The sequence below is a fragment of the Actinoplanes sichuanensis genome (assembly GCF_033097365.1).
GTDB classification, from domain to species: domain Bacteria; phylum Actinomycetota; class Actinomycetes; order Mycobacteriales; family Micromonosporaceae; genus Actinoplanes; species Actinoplanes sichuanensis.
In genome coordinates, this window is record NZ_AP028461.1 from 582,366 (window position 1) to 608,547 (window position 26,182).

Genomic DNA, 26,182 nt, shown 5'->3' on the forward strand with positions numbered 1-26,182 from the left:
TTGTCTATGGCGCAACGACCCATACGTACTGGTGACCAATGCCTCAACAGGTGGCCACCTGATGACCCATTCAGGTTGAGGGTTTACGGTGAACGGCAAAATCCTTGGGACATCTGCCGGTGAAGTGAGGGAAATACATGACGGATGTCAAGCTCGACCACCCTGGTGGTCAGTTGTCGATGGCGGTCACGAAGGCCGTCGACGGTCCGGGCGGCATCGACGTCAGTGCTCTGCTGAAGGAGACCGGTTACGTAACCCTCGATCAGGGTTTCGTGAACACCGCGTCGACCAAGTCGGCGATCACTTACATCGACGGTGACCAGGGCATCCTGCGGTACCGCGGATACCCGATCGAGCAGCTCGCCGAGAAGAGCACGTTCCTCGAGGTGTCCTACCTCCTGATGAACGGTGAGTTGCCGACCGCCGCTCAGCTGCAGGACTTCGCGGACAAGATCCGGGTGCACACGCTGCTCCAGGAGGAGATGCGCACCTTCTTCTCCAGCTTCCCGCGTAACGCGCACCCGATGTCGGTGCTCTCGTCGGCGGTCACCGCGCTGTCCACGTTCTACCAGGACGCGCTCGACCCGCTCGACTCCGAGCAGGTCGATATCTCCGCAATCCGCCTGATGGCGAAACTTCCGACGATCGCGGCGTACACCTACAAGAAGTCCATCGGCCACCCGCTGCCGTACCCGGACAACTCGCTCGACTACGTCGAGAACTTCCTGCGCCTGACGTTCGGCCTGCCGACCGTCCAGTACAACGTCGACCCCAAGGTCGCCAAGATCCTGGACATGCTGTTCATCCTGCACGCCGACCACGAGCAGAACTGCTCGACCTCGTCGGTGCGCCTGGTCGGCTCCTCGCAGGCCAACCTGTTCGCGTCCATCTCGGCCGGCATCGGCGCGCTCTCCGGCCCGCTGCACGGCGGTGCCAACGCGGCGGTCCTCGAGATGCTCGAGCAGATCCGCAAGGACGGCGGAGACGTCAACTCGTTCGTCACGCGAGTGAAGAACAAGGAAAAAGGCGTCAAGCTGATGGGCTTCGGCCACCGGGTCTACAAGAATTACGACCCGCGCGCCGCCATCGTGAAGAAGGCCGCCCAGGAGATGTTGAACACCCTGGACAAGCCCGACCCGCTGCTGGAGATCGCGTTCAAGCTCGAGGAGATCGCGCTCTCCGACGAGTACTTCATTTCCCGCAAGCTGTACCCGAACGTCGATTTCTACACCGGCCTGATCTACAAGGCCATGGGTTTCCCGACCGACATGTTCACGGTCCTGTTCGCGATCGGCCGGCTTCCCGGCTGGATCGCGCAGTACCGCGAGATGATCGTCGACCCGGCCAACAAGATCGGCCGCCCGCGGCAGATCTACACCGGTTCGCCGGTCCGGGATTTCGTCCCGGTCGAGCAGCGCTGACCCGCATTTCTCCGCTGACGCCCCGCCGGTCGCTTCCGGCGGGGCGTTTGCTTGCGGTCACTTCGCCGGATTCGGTACGGCGGTCGGCCGCCGCTGCCCTCCGCCGTCTGGCCGCCGCCCGTGCCCGCCGCCTGCCCTCCGCCGCCTGGCCGTCGCTCGTACTCGCCGCTGCCTGGCCGCCGCCCGTGCCCGCCGCCGGTGACGGGCTTGATCCGGCGGCCCGGCGGGCATGAAAGGCTCGTAGGGGCAGCCTGTTCGGCGGGAGGAGACGCATGGAAGTCGTGATCGGCATCGACACCGGGACCACCTCGACCAAGGGGATAGCGGCCGGCCCGGCCGGTGAGATCCGTGCCCTGACCAGCGTCCACTACCCGCTGTCGGTGCCCGGCCCGGGCCGCGCCGAGCTCGACCCGGCCGCGCTGACCGACGCCGCGATCACGGCACTCACCGACGTCGCCGCCGAGTGCCGTGCGAAAGGCGACCGGGTGATCGCCATCGGTCTCAGCTCGTTCCTGCACGCGCTGGTCCCGATGGACGCCGCCGGCAAGCCGCTCGGCCCGGTCGTCACCTGGGCCGACAATCGCGCCGCCGCCCAGTGCGAACGGATCGTCGCCGACGGCCACGGCCGGCGGTTGCAGGCCCGCACCGGCACCCCCGTCCACCCGATGTCCCCGCTCACCAAACTCGCCTGGTGGGCCGAGGAGGATCCCGGCACACTGCGCGCCACCGCCCGCTGGGGTGGTGTGAAAGAGCTCGTCGTCGCGGCGCTGACCGGCGGCCCGTTCCTGGTCGACCTGTCGATCGCCTCCGGCACCGGCCTCTACGACATCCACTCCCGGCGCTGGGACGACGAGGCTCTGCAGATCGCCGGGGTCCGCCCGGAACAGCTCGCCGAGGTCGTACCCACCACCCACACCCTGCGCCTGCACGCCGACGTGGCCGCCGCCGCGGGGCTGCCGGTCGACACCCCGCTGATCATCGGAGCCGCCGACGGGCCGCTCGCCAACCTCGGGGTCGGCGCCACCCCACCCGGTGTCGGGGCGGTGTCGCTCGGCACCAGCGGCGCGCTGCGTACCGTCGTCGGCCGCCCCACCGACGACGAGGCCGGCCGGCTCTTCTGCTACGCCCTCACCGAGGACCGCTGGGTGATCGGCGGCGCGGTCAACAACGCCGGCTCGGTGGTCAGGTGGGCCGGCCAGACGTTCTTCCCCGACGACGCCGGCGGTCCGGGCGGCCGCGGCGGCCCCGGCGGGTCTGGTGGTTCCGCTGGGTCTGGTGGTTTTGATGGGCCTGGTGGTTCCGGTGGGCCTCGTGGTTCCGCTGGGTCTGGTGGTTCCGGCCGTTCTGGCGGGGCCGGCGGTGGTGAGGATGCCGACGACCGGGACGCCCGGCTGCTCGACGAGGCGGCCGGGATCGCCGCCGGCAGCGAGGGCCTGCTCTGCCTGCCCTACCTGCTCGGCGAACGCGCCCCGTGGTGGCGGCCCGGCCTGCGCGGCGGCTACCTCGGGCTGCGCCGTGAACACGGCCGCCCGCACCTGGTCCGCGCCGCCGTCGAGGGGGTCTGCCAGCAGCTGGCCCTGGTCCGCGACTCGTTCGAGGCCGAGGGCAATCCGCTCACCGAGATCCGGGCCACCGGGGGCGCCGCCGCCTCGAAACTGTGGATCGGCGTGCTCGCGTCCGCCCTCGACCTGCCGGTGACGGTCGCCGACGTCCCCGAGGGCACCGCGCTCGGCGCCTGCCTGCTGGCCCGGCACGCCCTCGGCGAGCTGCCCGACCTGGACCGGGCCGCCGCCCTGGTCCCGACCGGCGCACCGACCCACCCCGACCGGCACGACGCCGACCTCTACCGCCGCCTGCGCCCGTTGGTGGAGAAGTCCGCGCTGGCGGTCCTGGACGTGGTCACCGAACTCGACAAACTGGCCCCCGAACCCCTCCCGGGCACCGAGAAGGCGGTCCGTAACTGATCTTCACGGCTGGTTCTCCGGGCGGTCCGGACCGCCCGGAGAACCAGCCGGGTTTCGTGCAACCCGGCCCGGCGAGTGCGGCGTCGTACGCGTGACCATGCCCTCGCCCACCGGAAGGAACACCTTGTCCCGAGTGGACGACCACGAGTTCTTCGAGTTCGTGGAGCAGCGGATGGAACGGTGGAGACGATCCGCCTACCTGATGTGCTCCGACTGGCACACCGCCGACGACATCGTCTCGATGACCATCACGAAGCTATACCGGCACTGGCGTGACGTGCGAAAAGCTGACAATTCAGACGCGTACGCCCAGAAGGTCTTGACCCGGACCTGGCTCAGCGAACGACGTCGTCCATGGCGGCGTGCCGAGCGGGCCGCCGAGATTCTGCCCGACCAGCCGGTCGGTGACGTCGACCGGGTCACCGACCGCGCCTCCCTCGCCGCGCTGCTCGCCTCGCTCGGGCCCCGGCAGCGAGCCGTGCTGATCCTGCGGTTCTACTTCGACTACTCGGCCGAGCAGACCGCCGACATCCTCCAGATCTCGGTCGGCACCGTGAAGAGCCAGACCGCCCGCGGCCTCCAGGCGCTGCGCGGCGTCCCGTCCCACGAATTCCTCGCCGAGGGAAGGCGCTCATGAGTAGGCATCTCTTCGACGAACTCGCCGCGGACGCCCCGCCCAGCACCGTCGACGTCCGCGCGATCGTCCGGAGGGAGCAACGCCGCCGGACCGGCCTCCGCCTCGGCGGGGCGGCCGCCGTGGTCCTGGCGCTCGCGGCCGCCGGATCGCTGCTGGTCCCGGAGCCGCAGCGGCCGCCGCTGGCGACGCCGCCGGTTCCGGAAGTCTCGGCCTCGACGGCATCGGACGGTTTCCGCCTGGTCGCGGACGGCCGCGAGTCGGCCGAGGCGACCGCCCGGCGGCTACGGGCCGCCCTGGACGAGGCGGTACGCGACATCGCGCCCGGATCGCGCTGGCTCCGGGTCGACGCGGACGCCCCGCCCGCCCCGGACGGGCAGCCGCCCAACTTCGCCTTCCGCGGCTCCGGCGGGGCCGGCGAGCAGATGTTCGGGGCCGTCCAGGGCATCGAGCTCGACGGGCGTACCGGTGAACTCGCGGTGGAGATCATCTCCTACGAGCCGTGCACCGACCCGACCGACGCCGAATGCCGCAAACAGCAGAAGTTCAAGGACAACTACCGGCTCATGAAGGAACGCGCCCTCACCTGCGAGCCCAACGAGTGGCAGCGCACCTGCACCGAGGGGCACCGGCGCAAGGTGTACACCACCTACCACCCGCAGCAACGCATGCTCACCCACTACGTCGTCGTCGAACTCGCCGACGGACGCGTGCTCCAGATCCAGACCCTCAACGTCCTGGACGGCGACCGCACCCAGAAGGAGACCCCGCTCACACCCGAGCAGGTCGACGGCATCACGACGATCCTGGCGGCGCGGATCCTGCCGTGACGGACCCCGCGTTGACGGGTCACCGGCCGGTAGGAAAGAGTGACCGGCGAGCGGTAGCGGAGGAACCCGGTGCGAATCCGGGACGGTCCCGCCACTGTGACCGGACACCGATTCCGGGAGCCAGGAACTCCGGCCGCTCGTGACAACCGACGCGCGGGCGTGGACACCCGCCGGAAGGGATCCTGGTGACGACTCCGTACCCGTTCTCGGCCGTGGTGGGCCTCGACGACCTGCGCCTCGCCCTGCTGCTGACCTCGGTGTCACCGGCCGTCGGCGGCGTGCTCGTCCGAGGCGAGAAAGGCACCGCCAAGAGCACCGTGGTCCGCGCCCTGGCCGGCCTGTTGCCGCAGGTGGAGGTCGTGCACGGCTGCCGGTTCGCCTGTGACCCGGCGGCACCCGACCCCGGCTGCCCCGACGGCCCGCACACACCCGGCGGGCCGTCGGCGGCGCGGGCCGCGAACCTGGTCGAGCTCCCGGTCGGGGCCACCGAGGACCGCGTCGTCGGCACCCTCGACCTGCAGCGGGCGCTCAGTGACGGCGTCAAGGCGTACGAGCCGGGCCTGCTCGCCGCCGCCCACCGCGGGGTGCTCTACGTCGACGAGGTCAACCTGCTCCCCGACCACCTCGTCGACCTGCTCCTGGACGCGGCGGCGATGGGCCGCGCCCACGTCGAACGCGACGGCGTCTCGGTCAAGCACGCCGCCCGGTTCCTGCTGGTCGGCACCATGAACCCGGAGGAGGGCGAGCCCCGCCCCCAGCTCGTCGACCGGTTCGGCCTGGTCGTCACGGTCGCCGCGCCCCGCGACGCGGTCCAGCGGGCCGAGGTGGTCCGGCGGCGGCTCGCCTACGAGGCCGACCCGGACGCGTTCGCGGCCCGCTTCGCCGGTGCCGAACGCGACTACGCCACCCGGATCGCCGCGGCCCGCGATCGGCTGCCGTCCGTCCGGCTCCCCGACGCCGAACTCGACCGCATCGCCCGGGTCTGCCTCGCCTACGGAGTCGACGGCATGCGTGCCGACATCGTCGTCGCCCGCTGCGCCGTGGCCCTGGCCGCCTGGCACGGCCGCGACCGGGTCACCGCCGACGACGTGGCCGGAGCCGCCCGACTCGCCCTGCCGCACCGCCGCCGTACCGACCCGCTCGACCCGCCCGGCACCGACGAGCAGAAACTAGACGAGGCGCTGGCCGAGGCGGAACGCCAGGCCGAACAGGACCGCGCCGCCGCCGAGGACTCCTCCGGCGGGGACGATGACGACGAGGATCCGGACCCGGGCCCGGACGGACCCGGCGGTGGTGACGGTCCGAAAGACGGCGGCGGCCCTTCCAGCGGTACGGACTCCGCGTCCCCGGAGCAAGCCGCCCCGTCCGGCGGTCCACCGTCCGGTCCCGGGCCGGACGCCCCATCCGGCGCGCTCGACCAGGAAACCGGTCCGCCCGAAGCCCCGCCCGCACCCGGGGACGCCCCGACCCGGCCCGGAGCGACCGCCGCCGCCGGTCCGGCCTATCGCCCGCGCACACTGCGCATCTCCGCCCGCGGCGAGGGCGGCCACACCGGCCGCCGGTCCCCGGCTTTCGCCCGCCGAGGCCGAGTGGTGGGAAGCCGCCCGCCGCAGGGCAAACTCTCCGGCGCCCCGCACCTGTTCGCCACCCTACGAGCGGCCCTGGACCGGGCCGCCCTGGACCGGGCCGCCCTGGACCGGGCCGCCCTGGACCGGGCCGCCCTGGACCGGGCCGCCCTGGACCGGGCCGGGCTTGATTCGGCGGTGCTCGGTGGTGCCGCTCTCCGTTCCGGCGGGGTTGATCTTGCGGGGTCGGGTGCGGTGGGTTCGGGCGTCGCGGGGCCGGTGCGGGGGATCCGGGTGCTGCCGCGGGATCTGCGGGAGTCGGTTCATGTCGGGCGGGAGGCCAACCTCGTGCTCTTCGTGGTGGACGCCTCCGGCTCGATGGCCGCGCGCAAGCGGATGACCCTGGTCAAGACGGCCGTGCTGTCTCTGTTGCGGGACGCCTACCAGCGGCGGGACCGGATCGGGATGATCACGTTCCGGGGTGCGGAGGCCGATGTCGTGCTCCCGCCGACCTCCAGCCACGAGGTGGGTGTCCAGCGACTGGCCGCCCTGCGCACCGGCGGCCGGACCCCGCTGGCCGCCGGCCTGCGAGCGGCCGCCACCACGATCGCCACCGAACGCCGCCGCGACCCACGCCGACGCCCACTGCTGATCATCGTCACCGACGGCCGGGCTACCAGCGGCCCGGACCCACTGCGCCTGACCCCGTTGCTCGCCGGTGTGGCCACCGTGGTGGTCGACTGCGAATCCGGCCCGATCCGCCTGGGCCTGGCCCGAAAACTGGCCGCCGCCCTGAACGCCGACGTGATGCCCCTCGACCAGCTCGAAGCCGTCACCGTCCGCCAAGCCCCAGCCGCTCGCCGCGAGGACGCTCCGGCCGCGACGTCGCCCGCCGATCGTGCCTACCGCCGAGCCGCTTGACCCGGCCGCTCCACGTCGCCGCCGGTCCGAACCAACCGTCCGGCCGGCCCTCAGGGCTGTCCCGAGGCGTCGAGGAAACCCAGGCTTCGGGACGCCAGCTGGTCTTCAGGGCTGTGCGCGACACGCTTGGACCGCTCTGGGAGCCGGCTGGGGGAGCGGGAGTGGGGCGGAGGGGTGAGAGGCGTGGGCTACGTCTTGGGCGTTTGCGGGATGTGACGGGACCGGGTGGTTCGGTGGGCGCGATGGCCGTACCGAAGCATGGGTTTGATCTTGAGGGAGGAAATCGTGCCGCAAGGGAAAGTGACGAGCGTGCCCGACGACGGGCTGACGACGCGGCAGCGGCGGCGGCAGGCGGTGTTCGCCGTGCACACCGGGCCCGGTAAGGGGAAGTCGACGGCCGCGTTCGGGATGGCGCTGCGGGCATGGAGTGCCGGCTGGCCGATCGGGGTGTTCCAGTTCGTCAAGTCGGAGAAGTGGAAGGTCGGCGAGGAGGCCGCGCTCAAGGCTCTCGGCGAGGCCGGGAAAGCGCCCGTCACCTGGCACAAGATGGGTGAGGGCTGGTCCTGGATCCAGCGGGCCGGCACCGAGCGGGACCACGCCGTCGAGGCGGCCGAGGGCTGGGCGCAGATCAAGCGGGACCTGGCCGCGGAGACGTTCAAGTTCTATGTGCTGGACGAGTTCACCTATCCGATGAAGTGGGGCTGGGTGGACGTCGCCGACGTGGTGGAGACACTCGCCGCCCGGCCCGGCAACCAGCATGTGGTGATCACCGGGCGGGACGCGCACCCGGATCTGATCGCGGCGGCCGACCTGGTCACCGAGATGACCAAGGTGAAGCACCCGATGGACGCCGGCCGTAAGGGACAGCAGGGCATCGAATGGTGAACCGGATCGTCATCGCCGCGCCGGCCAGCGGGCACGGGAAGACGACCGTGACGACCGGGCTGCTGGCGGCGTTCGCGCGGCGCGGGGTGCGGGTGGCGCCGTTCAAGGTGGGGCCGGACTACATCGACCCGGGCTACCACGCCCTCGCCGCCGGTCGGCCGGGCCGCAACCTGGACCCGGTGATGGTGGGTGAGCACCTGGTCGGGCCGCTGTTCGCGCACGGGTCGGCGGGCGCCGACCTGGCGATCGTCGAGGGTGTGATGGGCCTCTACGACGGGCGGACCGGCGCCGGTGAGTCCGGGTCGACGGCGCAGGTCGCCGGGCTCCTCGACGCCCCGGTGATCATGGTGGTGGACGCGGCCGCGCAGGGCCGGTCGATCGCCGCGCTGGTGCACGGGTTCCGCAGCTTCGGCAACGTGCGGATGGCCGGGGTGATCCTCAACCGGGTCGGTTCGGACCGGCACGAGCAGATCCTGCGGGACGCCTGCGAGGAGGTCGGCACGCCGGTACTCGGTGCACTGCGGCGGGCCGACGCGGTCGCCGCGCCGTCCCGGCATCTCGGGCTGGTGCCCGCCGCCGAACGCCGGGCCGAAGCGCTGGCCTCGGTGGACGCACTGGCCACGCTGATCGCGGCGTCGGTCGACCTGGACGCGGTGGCCGCGGTGGCCGCGTCGGCGGCGCCTTTCCCGGCTACGCCGTGGACACCCGAGGCGGCGGACCCGGTGCCGGGTGGCCCGGTGGTCGCGGTCGCCGGTGGTCCGGCTTTCTCCTTCTCGTACGCCGAGACGACCGAGTTGTTGACCGGGGCGGGAGCGACAGTCGTCCCGTTCGACCCGCTGCACGACACGTCCCTGCCGGCCGGCGCCCGCGCGCTCGTGGTCGGCGGTGGCTTCCCCGAGGTGCACGCGGCCGCGCTCAGCGAGAACGCGGAACTGCGTGCCGAAGTGGCCGCGTTCCGGGGCGTGATCGCCGCCGAATGCGCCGGCCTGCTCTGGCTGTGCCGCACGCTCGACGGGCAGCCGATGTGTGGGGTGCTCGACGCCGAGGCGGTGATGACCCCGTCGCTGACCCTCGGCTACCGGGACGCCGTGGCGCTGGCCGACAGCCCGCTCGCCCCGGCCGGCACCCGGGTCACCGGCCACGAGTTCCACCGCACCACCGTGCACCCTCGGTCCGGTCTGCTGCTGTCCCCGGCGGCCGGTGCCGCCTGGGCGTGGCGCGGCGCCGACCCGGAGGGCTTCGCGACCGCCACGGTGCACGCGTCCTACCTGCACCTGCACTGGGCGGGCACGCCGTCGCTGGCCCGCAACCTGGTCGCCGCGGCGGCCCGTTGATCGCGCTGGGGCTGGGTGCCCGCAGCGGTGTCCCGCTGCGGGCACCGGTGCTCGCCGCGCTGGCCGCGGCCGGTATCGGACCGGCCATGGTCACGGTGCTCGCCACCCTGGACCGGCGGGCCGCCGAACACCGGTTCCAGGAGCTGGCCACCGGCTTCGGATGGCGGCTGTCCGCTTTCACGGCCGCCGAACTGGCCGCCTGCCCGGTGCCGAACCCGAGCCTCCGGACGGCCGCCGCCACCGGCGCCCCGAGCGTCGCCGAGGCGGCGGCACTGCTGGCCGCCGGTCCCGGAGCGGTGCTGATCCGGCCGAAGACCGCCCGGGACGGGGTGACCGTGGCGCTCGCCGGTCAGCCCTTCGCGGCGCCCGGCCACTCGTGAACGGGGATGTTGTCGTGCATCAACGGCAGATAACGCCGGACCATCTCGTGCAGGGCGCGGTCCCGGTCGTACCCCTGGGTCTCCAGGGCGTGCAACGTCTCCACCTGCCAGGCCGCGCCGTTGCGGTGCCGCAGGCAGCGCTGCTCGATGATGCCGAGCAGCCGGTCCCGGTGGGCCGGGGCCACCCCCCACAGGTCGAGCCCGGCCGACGCCTGCGGCAGCAGCGACCGCAGCACCAGCTCGGTGACCGGCAGGGTGCCGTGGCCGGGCCAGAAGACCGTGGCGTCGATACCGTGCCGGGCACAGTTGTGAAAGTTCTCCTCGGCCGCCCGGAAACTCATCTGCGTCCACAGCGGCCGTTCCGCCTCGGCGATCGTGCGGGTCAGCCCGTAGTAGAACGCGGCGTTCGCGATCGTGTCGGCGACCGTCGGCCCGGCCGGAAGCACCCGGTTCTCGACCCGTAGGTGCGGGCGCCCGTTGACGACCGCGTAGATCGGCCGGTTCCACCGGTACACCGTGCCGTTGTGCAGGCGCAGCTCGCTGAGCTCCGGGATCTCACCGCGCTCCAGGATCTCGGCCGGATCGTGGATGTCGCAGATCGGCAGGAGCGCCGGGAAGTACCTGACGTTCTCCTCGAACAGGTCGAAGACACTGGTGATCCAGCGTTCCCCGAACCAGACGCGTGGGCGTACCCCCTGGGCTCTTATCTCCTCCGACCGGGTGTCGGTGGCCTGCTCGAACAGCGGGATCCGGGTCTCCCGCCACAGCTCCCGGCCGAACAGCAGCGGCGAGTTGGCGCCCAGCGCGACCTGGATGCCCGCGACGATCTGCGAGGCGTTCCAGTACGCGGCGAACTGCGCCGGGCTCACCTGGAGATGGAACTGGGTGCTGGTGCAGGCCGCCTCGGGCGCGATGGTGTCGGTGGTGACGGCCAGCCGGTCCACCCCGTCGATGCGGATGTCCAGGTCCTCGCCCCGGGCCGCGAAGATCTGCTCATTGAGCAGCTGGTAGCGCGGGTTGACGGTGAGCGCCTCGCCGGTGAGGTGCTCGCGCCGCAGGGTCGGCAGGATGCCGATCGTCACCATGTGCGCACCGGCCGCCCGGGCCCGCCGCTCGGCCTGGTTCAGGCTGGACCGCAGGCCGCGTTCCAGCTCGGCGAAGTCGTCGCCGGCCAACCGCCGCGGCGGCAGGTTGATCTCGATGTTGAACTGGCCCAGCTCCGTCTGGAAGTCCGGATCGGCGATCGCACCCAGCACCTCGGCGTTGCGCATCGCCGGATCGGCGTGGTCGTCGATCAGGTTGAGCTCGATCTCCATGCCGGTCAGCGGACGTTCGAACTCGAAGCGTGCCTCGCGCAACATCGTCGCGAACACGTCGAGGCTACGGCGGATCTTCTGCCGATAGCGGGTCCGGTCCTCGCGGGTGAAATTGGTCTGGTCGACTTTCTCGCCCACCACGCACCACCTTTCGAGCCGTCAGAGACGCCAGAGGAGCGCGCGGCGCCGTAGCCGCCGCCCCCCATCGTCATGATGACGGCTGTCGATGGCGGTGCGCCCGGTGCGGACCGTCCATTCTCGCCAGATGTCCAAACGATCTTTCATGGGCGCGGTACGTACCCCGGCGGGCCGAAAATCATCCCAGCCAGACGGCCATCACGGCGCCGAAGATCGTCACACCGACGGCGGCCTGCAGCAGCAGCGCCGGACCCATGTGCGACCACTGGGTGGGGATGCGCGGGGTCAGCGGCTGCATCGTCGTCAGGTTGACCACCTGCATCAGGCGGACCGGCAGCGTCGGGTCGGCCTGCGGCTCGGTGCGCACCTGGATCAGGTCGCCGCGGTGCAGCGCCGACTGCGGCAGCTGCCCGTGCATCTCGATCTCGTAGATCTGCCCGAGGTCGTCGCGCATCCGGACCGGCGTCACCAGGAACTCCGGACCCTTGCGCAGCTCCTTCAGGGTGCGCCGGGCCGGGGTCATCCGTAACAGGGAGCCGATCAGCTGGGCGATGCCGGCCAGCAGGAAGACGGCGAGGGCGACCGGCCGGCCGATACGCACCTCACGGGTGTAGGACGTCTGGAAACCGACGAAACGGCCGGTGATGATCGGACTGACGTGCCGGAGGATCCGCTCGCGGTGCAGCTCGGTGTCGTCCATGGGGGGTCACCTCCTGGAAGTACCTTCATGCTACGGAGCGAACACGTCTCAATACCGTGAGTGAATTTCCTCTCACTGCATACCGCCCGGTCACGTGCGCCGTCCCGATTTCCGCCAACCCGCCCCCCGATCCGCACTGATCTGGGGAAATCCACCCTCCGGCTACCCCCGAAGGGGTGAACTGGAGCGGAGCCGAGACAACCGGCGGGACCACCGTGTCGTCCCGGCAGGTGGACAGGCCGGGGATGGGGGCGAACGGGCTATGGCATCGACTTACGTCAAACCGGAAAGTGTGCTGGCCCGAACCGCGACCAAGATGGTCGAGGCGCACGGCGGCGGGCTCGGCCCGCACGACGGCATCACCGAGTGCCCCGCCTGCGGTGAGCCGCTGCCCTGCCGTACCGCCCAGGCCGCCGCCGAGGTCCTCGCCGCGGCCGGCCTCGCCGAGGCCTCCGGCCTCGTCGCCGCGACCCGGCCCGCCTGGACCCCACCCGCATCGGGCCTCATGCCACCCGCCACGCCGACACCGCCACCCTGGGTGGTCGAGGAGTCCGCACATGTTCCGGTCCCAGATCCCTCCGCGCCCGGGGGCTTCGCCTCATCCGGTACGGCCACCGGCTCCTTCTCCGGCGAGAATCCGCTTTCCGGGACGCCGCTCGATCCCGGCTCCGCCATCGCGGGGCTCGGGGGCGCCACGTTCGAAACGCCGTCCGGGGTCTCCGGCACCTTCCCCGGCGACTTCTCCAGCGGCACGTCCGGCAGTGGGCTCGGTGACTTCGCGGGTAGTGGGCTCGGTGGCGTTTCCGGCGCGGCTCGTGGTGACTTCCCCGGTGGCGCCTCAGGTGGCTTCTCCGGCGGTGAAGCCGGGGTCGCCGCTGGTCATGGCGGTCTCCCGGAGGGTGACTCCACCCTCGGCGCGGGATCCGGTGGCTTTCGTGCCGGTGATGGCGCACTCGGTCCGGGGGAATTCCGTCCCGGCGACGGTGCTCCCGGCGGATCCCGGTTCGGGGCTGCGCGGGGAGCGGTCCCGATGTCTTCGCCGGGCGTCGTGTCTTCGCCGGGTTCCATGTCTTCGCCCGGTGCGATGCCTCCGCCCGGTGCGATGCCTCCGCCGGGTGCGATGCCCCCACCGCCGGCTGACGGATCTCCCGCGGCCGGCGGATGGCAGGTGTCCGGAATATCCGGAACATCGCCCGGGGTGTCCGGGCCGCCGACCGCCGCCGAGGGCCACCGACCCTGGTCGGCGGCCGAGCCGTCCGGCCTGCGTCCCCCCGCGGCCGAACCGTCCCAGCCGAGTTGGGCGACCGAGGAGACCGGCTCCTGGCAGACGAGTGGTTCCGGACCGGCCGAGGGCTCCCGCCCGCCGTGGCTGATCGCCGAGGACGGATCCGGGTCCGCTCCGTCCGGCGGCGCCGGTCATGCGGCGTCCGGTCCGGCCGGTGGTCCACCCCGGGAGATCTCGTCCGGTAGTTCGGCCCCGGGAATCCCGCCCGGCCCGTTCGGTCTGGGCGCGCCCGGCGCCCGCTCCGCCAACACGGGTCCGGCACCCACTGAAGCGTCCGCGCCGGGCGGCCCCCTCTCCGGCCCGGGGGCGGGGACGGGCGTGGCTCCTGGCGACGCCGGTCCGAATCCGAGCGGTCTCGGTGCGGTTCCCGGTGGTTTCGGTTCGGCCCCGAGCGGTCCGGGTGCGGCTGCTGGTGGTTTCGGTTCGGCGCCGAGCGGTCCGGGTTCGGTTCCCGGTGGTTTCGGGCCGGCTCCGGGTGGGACGGGTGCCGTTCCCGGTGGTGCCGCGGGCGGTCTGGATGCGGCTTACGGCGGCGCCGGATCGGCTTCCGGCGGTGCGGGGGCGGCTCATGGCGTGACCGGATCGGCTCCGGGAGGTGCGGCCTACCCGGGCGCGTCGTCGCCGCGAAGCAGTCTGGCGTCCCGCGCCGGTCTCACCGGCCCCGGCATCGACACGCCCGCTGCTCAACCGGCCGAGGGCTCGTCGTCCTTCCCGCCCCACAACGGCCTCTTCCCGGGCTCTTCCGGCGGGAGTTCGTCGTTCCCGGGTTCCGCCTCCGGAACCGCGGCGGTGCCAGGCGGCTCCGGGATCCCCGGTGGGGGCCCGGCCTCCGGCAGTGCCGCGGTGCCGGGGAGTGGCCTCGGGGTTTCGGGCGTCTACCCCGGGGGCGAGCACCAGAGCGGTTCGGCCTTCCCCGCACCCGGCGGCGTGAGCCCGGGGTTCCCCAGCGGATCGTTCCCGCCCGGCACCTATCCGGGAGGAGATCCGGCGGGCGGACCGGTTCCTGGTGGTTCGTTCCCCGGTGGCGGTTTCCCGGGCGGCGAACCGGGCCGCACGGTCCCGGGACCCACCGTCCGTGCACCGTTCAACCAGCCCGGTGCGGCGACCTACGGCACCCCACCCGGCGAAGCCGGCCGACCTCCGGGCCCGGGAATGACCGCCCCGGGCGGCTTCGGCCAGTCCGTGTCCGGGCCGCACACGCCGGATGCTGAGGTCGCGGGCCGGCCGAGCTTCGGCCAGGACGCTCCCGGTGAGGGCGGATTCGGTCAGGGGATGCCTGGTCCGGGCGGTTTCGGGGGTGACCAGAACGCATCGGGTCAGGGCGGTTTCGGTCCGGGTCCGGGTGGCTTCGGTTCGGGCGTGCCCGGCCAGGGTGGGGTTGAGTCCGGCAGACCGGCCCAGGGTGACTTCGGATCGGGCATTCCGGGCCTGAGTAACTCCGGCCAGGGTGGTTTCGGCTCCGGCGCGTCCGGACCCGGTTCCTTCGACCAGGGCGGATTCAACCAGGGCGGATTCAACCAGGGCGGATTCGGGCAGGATCGGCCCGGTCCGGGCGGCCACGGCGAGGGTTTCGTTCCAGGCGCCTCGAACCAGAACGGCCCCGGCCAGGGTGGTTTCGGTCAGGCCGGCCCCGGCCAGGGTGGTTTCGGTCAGAACAGCCCTGGTCAGAACGGCCCCGGTCAGGGTGGTTTCGGTCAGGGGGCGCCTGGTGGCTCGTTCCCGGCGAGTGGCGATACGGGCGGTGCCACCTTCGGCGGCATGGCTCCCGGGGGAGTCGTCCCCGGGCGAAACGGCACCACGGACGCCGGAGGTTTCCCAGGTGGCGGCACTCCGGGCGGCTTCGATGCCACCGGGATGATGCCGGCCGTGCCGGTCACGCCGGGGCCGGGCACGATGCCACCCTCAGGGCAGAACCCGCCGACGTTCGGTGGCATGTCCGCGGCACAGAACCCGGCGTCGTTCGGCGGCCTGCCTGCTCCGGATTCGCCCGCCTCCGGTCCGGCACCGGTCGGCGGGATGCCCGGTTCGCCCTCCAACGCGCCGGGCCAACCGTCGTACGGCGGGATGCCGCCGGCCGCGCCGGGCCAGGCGGCGTTCGGTGGCATGCCCGCCCCGGGCGCGCCGCTGTCGGACGACGTGGACGAGCTGATGCGGCGGCCGCCCCTCTACAGCCAGCAGAACAGTCCGCTCGACGCACCCCGGTTCACCCGCTCGGCCCGCCCGCCGGCGACGGCCGCACCGCAGCTCCCGCCGATGCCGGGAACCTTCGGAGCGCCCCCGGCACCCGCCCCGCAGGACCAGCCGGGGACTCCGCCGCAGGCTGCGATGCCCGCCCCGCAGCCCGGCGAGCCCATGACCACGCCTCCACTGATGAACCCCACATCCCGTTCACCGCAGCAGGCCCCGGACATGGGCCAGCACAATGCGCCGACGCCCGCGGCGGAAGGCGCTCAGCGCCCGGCCCTCTCCCCGTTGCAGGCGCCGGACATGGGTCAGCACAACGCCCCGAGCCCGTTGCAGGCGCCCGATATGGGGCAGCACAACGCGTCGCGGTCCCCGCTGCAGGCGCCCGATATGGGGCAGCACAACGCCCCGCGTTCGCCGTTGCAGGCGCCGGACATGGGTCAGCACAACGCGCCGCGGTCCCCGTTGCAGGCGCCGGACATGGGTCAGCACAATGCCCCGAGCCCGTTGCAGGCGCCCGACATGGGTCAGCACAATGCGCCGCGTTCGCCGTTGCAGGCGCCGGACATGGGTCAGCACAATGCGCCGCGTTCGCCGTTGCAGGCGCCCGATATGGGGCAGCACAACGCCCCGCGGTCCCCGCTGCAGGCGCCGGACATGGGTCAGCACAACACCGCCCCGCCCGACGGCGCTCCGGCCGACGAGCAGAACGCCCCGTCCGGTCTCCCGTCCCGGGGCGGCCCGGCCGCGGCCCGGCCGGCTCCGGACAGCGTCCCGGAGACGTTGGAGGATCCGTCGACGGCACCGAGCGGCCTGCCCGGCCGCCGCCCACGGCAGTAGACGTCGCGCTTTGGGCTGACGTCGCGGCTGTTCCGTACCCGGGCGACGGAATCCGGGAGAGACTGCCGTCGGGACTGATCGCTCCTGGTGACGGACGCGACGCAGACCCGTCGGCGGCCGTCCGGCGGCCGATGGGGCGAGCGCGCGACGTAGCAGCGGGGTTTGGGGGGAGTGTGGAACGGGCAGTAGCTTCCGATGGCGGGGCGTGTGCCGGATCAGCCGGTGCTGCCCCGGGCCGCTTCCGGAAGGGGTGACATGCCCTCGCGAGGTCAGGTCGGGGAACCGGCCGAAAGCATGCTGGAGGATCTCGACGCGGCCGCGCTCGCCTACGCGGAGCGTCTGGACGGCGCGACCCCGGCCGAGGCCGAGGCGTCCCGGGAGCGGTTGATCCGGTTCTGTCTGCCGTTCGCCGGGCGGCTCGCCCGCCGCTACCGCGGGCGCGGCGAGCATCTGGAGGATCTGGAACAGGTCGCGCGTCTGGGCCTGGTCAAATCGATCGATCGGTACGATCCGGAGCGCGGCTCGTTCACGGCGTACGCGGTGATCACCATCTCCGGTGAGCTGAAGCGCCACTTCCGGGACCGCACCTGGGGTGTGCACGTGCCGCGCCGGGTGCAGGATCTGAGCCTGGAGGTCGGTCACGCCTCGATGCTGCTGACCGGCACGCTGGCTCGGAACCCGACGACGGGTGAGCTGGCCGACCGTCTCGGCGTGTCCGAGGAGGCGGTGCGCGAGGCGGTCGAGTCGGCCGCCGGTTACTCGCCGGCGTCGCTGAACGCCCCGGTCGCCGAGGACGGCGCGATGGAGTTCGGTGACCTGCTGGGCGGGCTGGACACCGAGCTGGAGTCGGTGACCGACAAGCTGACCGTCACCGATCTGCTGCTGCGTATGCCGGCCCGGGAGCGCCGGATGCTCGCGATGCGGTTCTACGGCAACCGCACCCAGGCGGAGATCGCCGAGGAGCTGGGCATCTCGCAGATGCACGTGTCGCGGCTGCTGAGCCGGGCGCTGACCTGGCTGCGTGAGGCGATGCTGAGCGACAACCCGCCGCACTGGGAGGGCGAGTCGCGGGCCGGCCGGCCGGGCATGCAGGTGGCGGTGACCCGGGAGGGCGGCGCCCTGGCGGTGCGGGTTCGCGGCGAGGTCGACCGGGACACCGCGGAGCGGCTGCGGGTCGGCCTGCGGCATGCGATCAACGGCGCGGGGGTACGGTCGGTGCTGGTCGACCTGACGGCGGTCCCGCTGGTGGACGCCGCGGGCGTGTCGGTGCTGCTGGACGCCGTGCAGACCGCCGCGGCGGCACGGGTCGAGTTCGGCGTGACGGGCGCTCAGCCGTACGTCGCGAGGATCTTGGCAGTGTCGGGCCTGGCCGGTGTGCTGCGCCGGGCCTGATCGCGGATGGTGACGGACCGTGACGGCCGTCAGGGGCGGCGCAAAGCCGCCCAGACCACCTTGCCGCCGGTCGAGGGCAGATAACCCCAGCTGTAAGCGATCTCGTTGACCAGGCGCAACCCGCGCCCGGTGGCCGCTTGTGGCGGTCCGGAGAGGGACGGCGACGGTGGTTGTGGCGAGCCGTCCCGGACCGCGATGCTGAGGTACCGGTGCCGCAGTGACAGACGCAGCGTCATCATCGTGTCGGCGTGGTCGACGACGTTGGCGACGAGTTCGGTGACGATCAGGCTGGCCGGGGCGACCAGGTCGGGCAGGTCCCAGCGCACGCACGCCTCGGTGGCGACGTCGCGGGCGTGCCGGGTGGAGCCGCTGACCGGCAGTAGTTCTTCGCTGATCGACGGCATGGTGCTCCGTTCGTCGTGCAGGTGCGCGAGCGCGGCCGCGACGGTGGGGTAGAGCGGCAGCCGATGGTTGGCCGCGGTGGAGAGCAGTTCACGGGTCTGCGGCCCGGGCGCGCAGAGCAGAACCGGCGTGCCCGGCCAGCGGGCCGCCTGCCGCAGCACCACCTTGAAGATCGACAGTGCGAGCGGCTGATCGACCCACATCGCGGACAGGTCGACGAGCAGTGCCTCGGGCTGTTCGGCGAGGCATTTGAGCAGTTGCTCGCGCAGGCTCGCGCTGTCGGTCAGCTGGAGACCGCCGGACAGCGCGGCCACCAGGTTGGCGCCGTCGCCGCTCACCTCACACCGGATCGCCATGGCACCGCCCTTCCGAGTGACTGGCGGTTTCCCCGCCCGGGGTGTGGTAAACGTCAGTCCGTCTCCATCACGATGATGGCCCCGTCGCCCCCGCCCGGGCCACCGTCGCGACTGCGCAGCGGGGTGCACGCCACTCGGACGGTGACGTTGCGGCCGCGCCGATTGACGGCGTCGAGGCGGATCTCGCCGGACCCGCCGTCGGCCCCGAGGGCGCCGCGCAGCAGCGGCCGCACCTGATCGATGGGCAGCCCGATGTCCAGGTTGAGGAAGTGCTGGCCGATCACCTCGCCGGAGCGCAGCCCCCACAGGTCCTCGGCGTGCCGGTTCCACATCCGGATCCGCAGATCCGGGTCGACGACCGCGACCCCGGCCTGGAGGCTGGTCAGGACGGTCTCCAGGAAGGCGTTCGCCTCGTCCAGCCGGCCGGTGCTGATCCGCAGCTGGTCGTTGATGCTCTGCAACTCGTCGTTGGTGGACTGGAGTTCCTCGTTCATGGTCTCCAGTTCCTCGTTCGTCGACTGGAGTTCCTCGTTGGTGGTCTCCAGTTCCTCGACCGTGGACTGGAGTTCCTCGTTGGTGGTCTCCAGTTCCTCGACCGTGGACTGGAGTTCCTCGTTGGTGGTCTCCAGCTCCTCGTTGGTCGACTGGAGTTCCTCGTACGCCGCCTCGAGCTGCTGGTTGGCGTGTTCCAGGTCGTCCTGCAGGCGCCGGGCAGCGGTCATGTCGTGGAAGATCAGGTTGACGCCGAGGAGGCTGCCGTCGGCACCGCTGAGCGGGCTGATCTGCACCACCAGGTGGACGACCTCGGAGCCGCGGTGGTACTCGACGTCGGTGACCCGCAGGGTGCGGCGCTCCAGCTGGGTCTGCTCGATGTAGCGGCGCAGCTCGACCGGCCGGTAGGACAGGTCCAGGTCGCGGAACGGGCGGCCGATGTCGCGCGAGGACACCCCGAACATCTTCTCCAGGTGTCGGTTCGAGAGCGCGACCAGACCGTCCGAGGTGAGCGCCAGCTGGGCCAGTGGGCTCGCCGCGAACGCCTCGTTGCGCAATTCGTCGAGCCCGGTGACACCGCCGGTGCCGGCCGGCGGCGGGTCGGTGAAGACCACGCCGGGCGGGGCGTACAGGCGGGGGACCCGACGGAAGACCCGCCGCTTCAGGTCGATCGGGGTGAACAGGCTGCCGTGGCTGAGCAGCATCTCCGCCTTGCCGAGGAACAGCACGCCGGTGTCGTTGAGGGCGAAGTGGAACCGGCCGAGGATCTTCGACTGGGTCTCGGCGTTGAAGTACATCAGCGTGTTGCGGCAGGTGAGCAGGTCGATCCGGGAGATCGGGGCGTCCTGCACCAGGTCGTTGCGGCCGAAGATGACCGACCGGCGCAGGTCCTTGCGGAACGTGTACCGGCCGTTGACCTGCTCGAAGTAGCGTTCGACCAGCTCCGGGTCGAGATCCTGGATCTCGCGCTCGCCGTACGACGCCTGCCGGGCCTCGTTGAGCTGCTCCTCGTCGACGTCCGTCGCGTAGATCTTGACCCGGTCCTTGAACTGGTCGATGCCGAGCATCTCGGCCAGGACCATGGCCAGCGTGTACGCCTCCTCGCCGGACGCGCACCCGGCCGACCAGATCCGGATCATCGAGTCGGCCGGCTTGGCCGTGACCATCGGCTCGAGCACCTCGGCCCGCAGGTACTCCCAGGCGTCGGCGTCCCGGAAGAACGCCGTCACGTTGATCAGGATGGTGTTGAAGAGCGCGGTGAACTCGTCCGGGTGGACCTGGAGATGGTCCAGATACTCCGGATAGTCGGTCGCGTCCACCTGGGTCATCCGCCGATTGACCCGCCGCATGAGGCTGGACCGCTTGTAGCCGGTGAAGTCGAAGCCCCTGGACTCTTTGAGGTAGACCAGAAGGGCTTCGAATTGCGGGTCGGTCGCTTGCACGATCCGGAACGCTACCGCACGTCAGCCGGTACCTGTGGCGCCGAGACGGGCGATCAGGTCCCGGAGTGTGCCGGCCGCGGTCTCGGCGTCCTCCGCGGTGTCCAGATAGCGTTCCCGGCCGTCGACGGCCATCCGCCGGCTCAGCTCCGCCTTCTCCTTGAGCGCGCGCAGCGCCATCCACAGCGCGCTCTCCAGCGAGGCGGTCTGCTCGTCCAGGAGGGTCTCCGGCGACCAGGCGTGCCCGACCCGGCAGCGGAACCGGGGAAGCGGCTTCTCCTCGATCTGGAACAGGCTGCCGCCGCAGCTGGGGCAACCGAACCCGGCCGGTGGCGCGATCCGGTCACTGCTCAACGGAAAGAGCTCGGACATGGCCACCTCCGCGTCCAGCAGCGGGTCGGGTTCGGGTTCGGGCGCCGGTGCCAGGGGCGTCGCGGTCAGCGCGGCCAGCAGTGGGCCGATCCCCGCGGCCGGGACCACGTGATCGGCCGTCACCGCCTCCAGCGCGGCCCGCGGCATCCACGGGTGCAGCGCGTCGGCCGGGTCCTGCACCACCGTGGCACCGCCGCGGGAGGCGATCGTGGCCAGCCCGGCCGCGCCGTCGTCCCGGGCTCCGGACAGCACGACGCCGATCGCCCGCCGCCCGGCGGCCCGGGCCACCGAGCGGAACAGTGGATCGACCGCGGGACGATGCCCGTTCTCGGCGGGACCGCGGCTCAGCCGGATGTGCCCGTCGAGCAGCAGCAGATGGTGGTCGGCGGGGGCCACGTAGACGCGGCCGGACCGGACGATCTCCCCGTCGCGGGCCGTGTCTGCCGGTAGCGGACCGCCCCGGGACAGGATGCCCGGCAGCGCACTCGGCGCCGACCGGGGCACGTGCAGGACCACCAGGACCGCGCCCGGATAGTCGGCGGGCAACCCGGCGACCATCGCGCGCAGCGCCTCCACCCCGCCGGCGGACGCGCCCACGGCGACCAGATCACGATGCTCGGTGGTCATCCCGGCGCCCCGGTGCTGAGCTGGGTCCACACCACCTTGCCGTCGGGGACCGGCAGGACACCCCACGCGTCGGTGAGCTCGCGGACCAGGCGCAGCCCGCGTCCACCGGCGGAGGTGACGGCCGGGTCGAGGGTGCGGGGCATCAGGCGGCTGCCGTCGCGGACCGCCATGGTCAGCCGGCCGCCCCGAAGACCGAGGGTGAACTCCATGGTGGTGTGCGCGTGCCGGACCACGTTGGCGACCAGTTCGGTGGCGACCAGGGTGGCGGTGGCGGTCAGATCGGCGCACTGCCACGCCGTACCGGCCTGGACGATCAGGTTCCGTACCTGACGGCAGGCCTCCGGGACCGGCCGCAACCGCACCCGCACGGCGAGACCACCGGGTTCGGCCTCCGCATCGGCCAGCGCCTTGTCGCAGTCGTCGGCGTATTCCAGACCGGCGCAGTCCCGGACACCGGCCAGGGCGTCGCGGGTCTGCGGGTCGGCGCCGCACACCACGATCGGCACCGACGGGAACTCCTCCGCCTGGCAGACCACGGCGCCCAGCCCGGTCAGGGCCACCGGGTCGCCGACGCGGAGTCGGGTCAGGTCGAGCAGCACCTTCACCGGCTGCCCGGCCAGGCTGCGACGCACCGCGGTGCCGAGCGCCCCGCCGGTGTCCCGGTCCAGGGTGCCGCTGACCCGCAGGACCGCCACCGGAAGATCCCGCTCCGGCCGGCAGACGAGCTGGCTGGGCATGCGCCTCCCTCCGGCGGTCCGCGCTGGACGCCCGGCGGACGTCAGGTCATCAGGTGCCCGGCGTCCGGGCGGGGCAAACGTTCGCGCGCCGATGACCGGCGCACATCCTTCCCGGCGATCCGGCGGGAGTCCGTCACCTGAGATCGGGCAAAATGAAGTACCGTTGCGCGCCATGGGTGTGTCTCAGCGGCTGAAGAGCCGGTTCCGCAAGTTTCTCCAGCGTCCGGGCACGACGGTGGACCTCGGCCCGTTGTCGAAGCGGCTCCCCGCGATCGAGGCGCGCGAGGAGGCTCTGCAGGAGATGGACGACGCGGCCCTGACCGAGGCCGCGCGCGAGGCGAGCGATCACGTCGAGATCTGTGCGATCGGCCGCGAGGCGGCCCGGCGGGCGATCAGCCAGCGGCCGTATGACGTGCAGTTGCTCGGCGCGATGGCGCTGCTCGACAAGCGGGTCGCCGAGATGGCGACCGGTGAGGGCAAGACGCTCACCGCGACCATCGCGGCGTATGGGCACACCCGCCTCGGCAACGGCCCGGTGCACGTCCTCACCGTCAACGACTACCTGGCCCGCCGGGACGCCGAGTGGATGGAGCCGATCTACACGCTCCTCGGCCTGACCGTCGCGTCGGTGACCGAGCTGATGACGCCGGAGGAGCGCCGCGAGGCGTACGCGGCGGACGTCACCTACGTCTCGGTGAGCGAGGCCGGCTTCGACTACCTGCGCGACCAGCTGGTCACCGACGTCGCCGACCGGGTCCAGCGCGACCTGGCCACCTGCATCGTCGACGAGGCCGACTCGATCCTGATCGACGAGGCCCGGGTGCCGATGGTGCTGGCCGGCAGCACCTCGGTGGAGAGCGACCCGGTGCACGAGGCCGCCGAGCTGGTGCGGGCCCTGCGCAAGGGCAAGGACTACGAGGTGGCCGAGGACGGCCGCTCGGTGGCCTTCACCGAGGAGGGGCTGAAGAACATCGAGGCCCAGCTCGGCGACATCGACCTCTATGCGGACGACCAGGTCGAGAAGCTGTCCGCGGTGAACGTGGCGCTGCACGCGCACGCCCTGCTGCGTCGCGACGTCGACTACATCGTCCGTAACGGCGGGGTCGAGCTGATCGACGAGATGCGCGGCCGGGTCGCGCAGCGTCGTCGCTGGCCGGACGGTCTGCAGGCGGCCGTGGAGGCCAAGGAGGGCCTGTCCGCCACCGCCGAGGGCGAGGTGCTGGACACCATCACCGTGCAGGCGTTCATCGCGCTGTACAAGACGGTCTGCGGCATGACGGCGACCGCCGTGCACGTCGGCGAGCAGCTCCGTGAGTACTTCAAGCTCGAGGTCGCGGTCATCCCGTCGAACACGCCGAACATCCGTGAGGACGACGTCGACCGGATCTACTCGGCGCACGACATGCGCGACGAGGCCCTGGTCGAGGAGATCAAGATCGCCCACGAGTCGGGCCGTCCGGTGCTGATCGGCACCCTGGACGTGAAGGCGTCCGAGCGCCTGGCCCGTCAGCTCGCCGATGCGGGCGTCCCGTCCAACGTGCTGAACGCGAAGAACGACGCCGAGGAGGCGTCGATCATCGCCGAGGCCGGCGCGCTCGGCGCGGTCACCGTCTCCACCCAGATGGCCGGGCGTGGTGTCGACATCCGCCTCGGCGGCAGCGACGAGAAGGACCGCGACGCCGTGGTCGAGCTGGGCGGCCTCTACGTGATCGGCTCCGGCCGGCACGACAGCCGCCGCGTCGACGACCAGCTGCGTGGCCGGGCCGGCCGGCAGGGCGACCCGGGCCGCTCGGTGTTCTTCGTCAGCCTCGAGGACGAGCTGGTCCAGCGGCACGCCGGTGACATCATCCCGGCCTCGCCGCGGATGGACATCGACGGTGTCGTGCACGACTCCCAGGTGGAGTACGCGGTCGAGCACGCCCAGCGGGTCGCCGAGGGTGTGAACCACGAGATCCACAAGAACACCTGGCGTTACAGCGTGGTCATCGAGCAGCAGCGTCTGCTGCTGGCCGAGCGCCGGGAGCGGCTGCTGACCTCCGAGGTCGCCGCGATCATGCTGCTGGAGAAGTCGCCCGACAAGGCCAAGGAGACCGACGAGGACGTGCTGTCCGACGCGGCCCGGGCGATCGCGCTCTACCACCTCGACAAGCAGTGGGCCGACCACCTGGCGTACCTGTCCGAGGTCCGGGAGGGTGTGCACCTGCGCGCCCTGGGCAAGCTCGACCCGCTGGACGAGTTCCACAGGTCGGCCGTCCCGGCCTTCCAGGAGATGCTCACCCAGGTCGAGGCGAAGACGATCGAGGCCTTCGAGGAGGTCGACCTGACGGACGGCTGGCAGCCGGAGCGGGCCGAGATCGTCCGGCCCAGCGCCACCTGGACCTACCTGGTGCACGACAACCCGTTCGGCTCCGAGTTGGACCGGCTGATCGCCGCGGTCGGCCGCCGCCTCACCTCGGGCGGCTGATCTCACACCGGAAAATCGTTTCATACCGGGGGTGTCGCCTTGACGGCGGTGCCCCCGGTTGTCTTCTCATGCCCATGACGTTCGGCAATGTTTAATGAGGCTGACAGAAAGCGTTCCCGGAATGAATTAGCGGCGCGCCCGACAATATGGAACGTCTTTCCCACAGTGTGGTTGACGACTTGACCCGCTCACCGGCGTACCGGAAATATCGTTCGGGCCTTTACGCAGAGTGAAAAATCGTATTCGCTTGCGTCAGCAAATTCTGGGGGATGAATCAATGCCGGTCAGCGCATTGTCGCCGCGTGCCGATCGTCGTTCTGCCGGACCCGGCCGGAGTTCCGGTCGCCGCACCGCCGAGCCCGCGCTGACCGTGACACTCGCCATTCCGCTCACCGGGGACGTGGTTTCCCCACAGGCGCACCGGCTGCTCGCCGCCGTCCGTGAGTTGGTCGAGCTGAGTCGGGGGACGGTCACCGTCGAGCAGGCCCCGGCGCCCGAGCCGGAGACGGCCGAGGAGCCCGCTGAGGCGCCTCTGGACGGGCCGGAGGTGCGTCTGCTGACCTCGTCGCGTCAGGCGCTGCTGGAGGGCGAGGCGCTGCCGCTGACGCGGCTGGAGTTCGACCTCCTGCAGTACCTCGCCGAGCGTCCGCGTCGGGTCTTCACCCGGGCCCAGCTGCTCGCCGCGGTCTGGGGTTACGAGCGGGCCGGTGAGCGCACCGTCGACGTGCACGTGCGCCGGCTGCGACTCAAGCTCGGCGGGCACCTGCCGCTGATCACCACCGTCTACGGGGTGGGCTACCGGCTGGCCGACGACGCACGGATCAGCATCCTGCCGCACGATTGATCCATGCGGGTACGACCGGTCTCCTTTCCCCTGCTCGTCGAGGGCCTCGCCGACCGGCTGGCGAGTCGGGAATCCGACAGCCGGCTGCGGGTGGCCGTGGACGGCGCCGACGCGGCCGATCCGGGCCGTCTCGCGGACGCCCTGGTGGACCCGTTGCGGGTGCGCGGTCGCCCGACGGTACGTGTCGACACCAGCGATTTCCTGCGCCCGGCGTCGCTGCGGCTCGAGTTCGGGCGTACCAATCCGGACTCTTTCTACACCGGCTGGTTCGACGAGGCCGGGCTGATCCGCGAGGTGCTGTCCCCGGCCGGGCCGGACGGTTCCGGGCGGATCCTGGAGCGCCTGTGGGACGCCCACATCGATCGGGCCGCCCGGGCGCCGTACCGTGAGCTCCCGCCGGGCGCGATCGTGCTGGTCAGCGGCCCGTTGCTGCTCGGCTCCGGGTTGCCGTTCGACTTCTCCGTCCACCTTGAGCTGACCCCGGCGGCGCTGGCCCGCCGGACCCCCGATGATCTCGCCTGGACGCTTCCGGCCTATCGGCGCTACGCCGATGAGGTGGCCCCGGAAACCTTCGCTGACGTGGTCGTTCGTCTCGACGACCCGCGCCACCCGGCGCTTGTCGTGACCGGCTCGTGACGCTCGGCACAAGACCCGCGTGCC

The 26,182-nt window shown here is 71.9% G+C and carries 19 protein-coding genes and 1 riboswitch; of the genes, 12 read left to right on the plus strand and 7 right to left on the minus strand.

Going from position 1 to position 26,182, the window contains the following annotated elements; genetic code table 11:
• Window positions 1-137 precede the first annotated feature (137 nt).
• The 8 genes from Q0Z83_RS02435 (at window position 138) to Q0Z83_RS02470 (ending at window position 9,934) form a co-directional block, all read left to right on the plus strand.
• Complete coding sequence (locus Q0Z83_RS02435; protein WP_317792123.1) at window positions 138-1,421, plus strand: citrate synthase; 1,284 nt, start codon at window positions 138-140, stop codon at window positions 1,419-1,421.
• Window positions 1,422-1,693: 272 nt separating this feature from the next.
• Window positions 1,694-3,385 carry a gluconokinase gene (locus Q0Z83_RS02440; protein ID WP_317792124.1) on the plus strand — a complete coding sequence of 564 codons (1,692 nt, stop codon included), beginning with the start codon at window positions 1,694-1,696 and terminating at the stop codon, window positions 3,383-3,385.
• A gap of 133 nt (window positions 3,386-3,518) precedes the next feature.
• The gene (locus Q0Z83_RS02445; protein ID WP_317792125.1) at window positions 3,519-4,022 is read left to right on the plus strand and encodes a SigE family RNA polymerase sigma factor; all 504 of its coding nucleotides are present in this window, start codon (window positions 3,519-3,521) and stop codon (window positions 4,020-4,022) included.
• Window positions 4,019-4,849 (plus strand): hypothetical protein, encoded by an 831-nt coding sequence (locus Q0Z83_RS02450; RefSeq protein ID WP_317792126.1) that lies wholly within the window; start codon window positions 4,019-4,021, stop codon window positions 4,847-4,849. Before Q0Z83_RS02445 ends, Q0Z83_RS02450 begins: the two co-directional genes overlap by 4 nt.
• Before the next feature lie 34 nt (window positions 4,850-4,883).
• Window positions 4,884-5,001, plus strand: a riboswitch (cobalamin riboswitch).
• A gap of 33 nt (window positions 5,002-5,034) precedes the next feature.
• Window positions 5,035-7,335 carry a VWA domain-containing protein gene (locus Q0Z83_RS02455; RefSeq protein WP_317792127.1) on the plus strand — a complete coding sequence of 767 codons (2,301 nt, stop codon included), beginning with the start codon at window positions 5,035-5,037 and terminating at the stop codon, window positions 7,333-7,335.
• Between the two features lie 285 nt (window positions 7,336-7,620).
• A complete protein-coding gene (gene cobO / locus Q0Z83_RS02460) occupies window positions 7,621-8,220 on the plus strand; it encodes a cob(I)yrinic acid a,c-diamide adenosyltransferase (protein ID WP_317792128.1) in 600 nt (199 codons plus the stop codon).
• On the plus strand, window positions 8,214-9,554 hold the full coding sequence (locus Q0Z83_RS02465) for a cobyrinate a,c-diamide synthase (protein WP_317792129.1): 1,341 nt from the start codon (window positions 8,214-8,216) through the stop codon (window positions 9,552-9,554). Before cobO ends, Q0Z83_RS02465 begins: the two co-directional genes overlap by 7 nt.
• The gene (locus Q0Z83_RS02470; protein ID WP_317792130.1) at window positions 9,551-9,934 is read left to right on the plus strand and encodes a cobalamin biosynthesis protein; all 384 of its coding nucleotides are present in this window, start codon (window positions 9,551-9,553) and stop codon (window positions 9,932-9,934) included. Before Q0Z83_RS02465 ends, Q0Z83_RS02470 begins: the two co-directional genes overlap by 4 nt.
• Here Q0Z83_RS02470 and Q0Z83_RS02475 read toward each other — a convergent pair.
• From Q0Z83_RS02475 to Q0Z83_RS55710, 3 genes are all read right to left on the minus strand, one after another.
• Window positions 9,904-11,388, minus strand: coding sequence for a glutamate--cysteine ligase (locus Q0Z83_RS02475; RefSeq protein WP_317792131.1), 1,485 nt, complete (start codon window positions 11,386-11,388; stop codon window positions 9,904-9,906). The genes Q0Z83_RS02470 and Q0Z83_RS02475 overlap by 31 nt on opposite strands.
• A 178-nt stretch (window positions 11,389-11,566) precedes the next feature.
• Complete coding sequence (locus Q0Z83_RS02480) at window positions 11,567-12,088, minus strand: hypothetical protein (protein ID WP_317792132.1); 522 nt, start codon at window positions 12,086-12,088, stop codon at window positions 11,567-11,569.
• 838 nt (window positions 12,089-12,926) lie between these two features.
• Window positions 12,927-15,218 (minus strand): pentapeptide repeat-containing protein, encoded by a 2,292-nt coding sequence (locus tag Q0Z83_RS55710; RefSeq protein WP_396349887.1) that lies wholly within the window; start codon window positions 15,216-15,218, stop codon window positions 12,927-12,929.
• Between the two features lie 1,434 nt (window positions 15,219-16,652).
• Here Q0Z83_RS55710 and Q0Z83_RS02490 point away from each other — a divergent pair.
• Window positions 16,653-17,789 (plus strand): SigB/SigF/SigG family RNA polymerase sigma factor, encoded by a 1,137-nt coding sequence (locus Q0Z83_RS02490; protein WP_317792134.1) that lies wholly within the window; start codon window positions 16,653-16,655, stop codon window positions 17,787-17,789.
• 29 nt (window positions 17,790-17,818) lie between these two features.
• On the opposite strand, the gene Q0Z83_RS02495 is transcribed toward Q0Z83_RS02490, so the two are convergent.
• From Q0Z83_RS02495 to Q0Z83_RS02510, 4 genes are read right to left on the minus strand one after another with little or no spacing between them, the layout of a single operon-like run.
• A complete protein-coding gene (locus Q0Z83_RS02495) occupies window positions 17,819-18,547 on the minus strand; it encodes an ATP-binding protein (RefSeq protein WP_317792135.1) in 729 nt (242 codons plus the stop codon).
• Between the two features lie 53 nt (window positions 18,548-18,600).
• Complete coding sequence (locus Q0Z83_RS02500) at window positions 18,601-20,481, minus strand: CheR family methyltransferase (protein WP_317792136.1); 1,881 nt, start codon at window positions 20,479-20,481, stop codon at window positions 18,601-18,603.
• A gap of 21 nt (window positions 20,482-20,502) precedes the next feature.
• A complete protein-coding gene (locus Q0Z83_RS02505; RefSeq protein ID WP_317792137.1) occupies window positions 20,503-21,477 on the minus strand; it encodes a chemotaxis protein CheB in 975 nt (324 codons plus the stop codon).
• Window positions 21,474-22,214, minus strand: coding sequence for an ATP-binding protein (locus Q0Z83_RS02510; RefSeq protein WP_317792138.1), 741 nt, complete (start codon window positions 22,212-22,214; stop codon window positions 21,474-21,476). The genes Q0Z83_RS02505 and Q0Z83_RS02510 overlap by 4 nt, the downstream gene beginning before the upstream one ends.
• 172 nt (window positions 22,215-22,386) lie before the next feature.
• Between Q0Z83_RS02510 and secA2 the strand changes: the two genes are divergently transcribed.
• The 3 genes from secA2 to Q0Z83_RS02525 all read left to right on the plus strand — a co-directional run bounded on the left by secA2 (window position 22,387) and on the right by Q0Z83_RS02525 (window position 26,158).
• On the plus strand, window positions 22,387-24,678 hold the full coding sequence (secA2, locus tag Q0Z83_RS02515) for an accessory Sec system translocase SecA2 (RefSeq protein ID WP_317792139.1): 2,292 nt from the start codon (window positions 22,387-22,389) through the stop codon (window positions 24,676-24,678).
• A 277-nt stretch (window positions 24,679-24,955) separates the two neighbouring features.
• A complete protein-coding gene (locus Q0Z83_RS02520) occupies window positions 24,956-25,522 on the plus strand; it encodes a winged helix-turn-helix domain-containing protein (RefSeq protein WP_378078972.1) in 567 nt (188 codons plus the stop codon).
• Window positions 25,523-25,525: 3 nt separating this feature from the next.
• Window positions 25,526-26,158 (plus strand): nucleoside/nucleotide kinase family protein, encoded by a 633-nt coding sequence (locus tag Q0Z83_RS02525; protein ID WP_317792140.1) that lies wholly within the window; start codon window positions 25,526-25,528, stop codon window positions 26,156-26,158.
• The last annotated feature ends 24 nt before the right edge of the window (window positions 26,159-26,182 follow it).

Bases quoted from the DNA above. Each gene is read 5' to 3' on its own strand.
- secA2 (WP_317792139.1), top strand. From the start codon at position 22,387: ATGGGTGTGTCTCAGCGGCTGAAGAGCCGGTTCCGCAAGTTTCTCCAG.
- Q0Z83_RS02465 (WP_317792129.1), top strand. From the start codon at position 8,214: ATGGTGAACCGGATCGTCATCGCCGCGCCGGCCAGCGGGCACGGGAAG.
- Q0Z83_RS02480 (WP_317792132.1), bottom strand. From the start codon at position 12,088: ATGGACGACACCGAGCTGCACCGCGAGCGGATCCTCCGGCACGTCAGT.
- Q0Z83_RS02525 (WP_317792140.1), top strand. From the start codon at position 25,526: ATGCGGGTACGACCGGTCTCCTTTCCCCTGCTCGTCGAGGGCCTCGCC.
- Q0Z83_RS02435 (WP_317792123.1), top strand. From the start codon at position 138: ATGACGGATGTCAAGCTCGACCACCCTGGTGGTCAGTTGTCGATGGCG.
- Q0Z83_RS02495 (WP_317792135.1), bottom strand. From the start codon at position 18,547: ATGGCGATCCGGTGTGAGGTGAGCGGCGACGGCGCCAACCTGGTGGCC.
- Q0Z83_RS02520 (WP_378078972.1), top strand. From the start codon at position 24,956: ATGCCGGTCAGCGCATTGTCGCCGCGTGCCGATCGTCGTTCTGCCGGA.
- Q0Z83_RS02450 (WP_317792126.1), top strand. From the start codon at position 4,019: ATGAGTAGGCATCTCTTCGACGAACTCGCCGCGGACGCCCCGCCCAGC.
- Q0Z83_RS02510 (WP_317792138.1), bottom strand. From the start codon at position 22,214: ATGCCCAGCCAGCTCGTCTGCCGGCCGGAGCGGGATCTTCCGGTGGCG.
- Q0Z83_RS02505 (WP_317792137.1), bottom strand. From the start codon at position 21,477: ATGACCACCGAGCATCGTGATCTGGTCGCCGTGGGCGCGTCCGCCGGC.
- Q0Z83_RS02440 (WP_317792124.1), top strand. From the start codon at position 1,694: ATGGAAGTCGTGATCGGCATCGACACCGGGACCACCTCGACCAAGGGG.
- Q0Z83_RS02490 (WP_317792134.1), top strand. From the start codon at position 16,653: ATGCCCTCGCGAGGTCAGGTCGGGGAACCGGCCGAAAGCATGCTGGAG.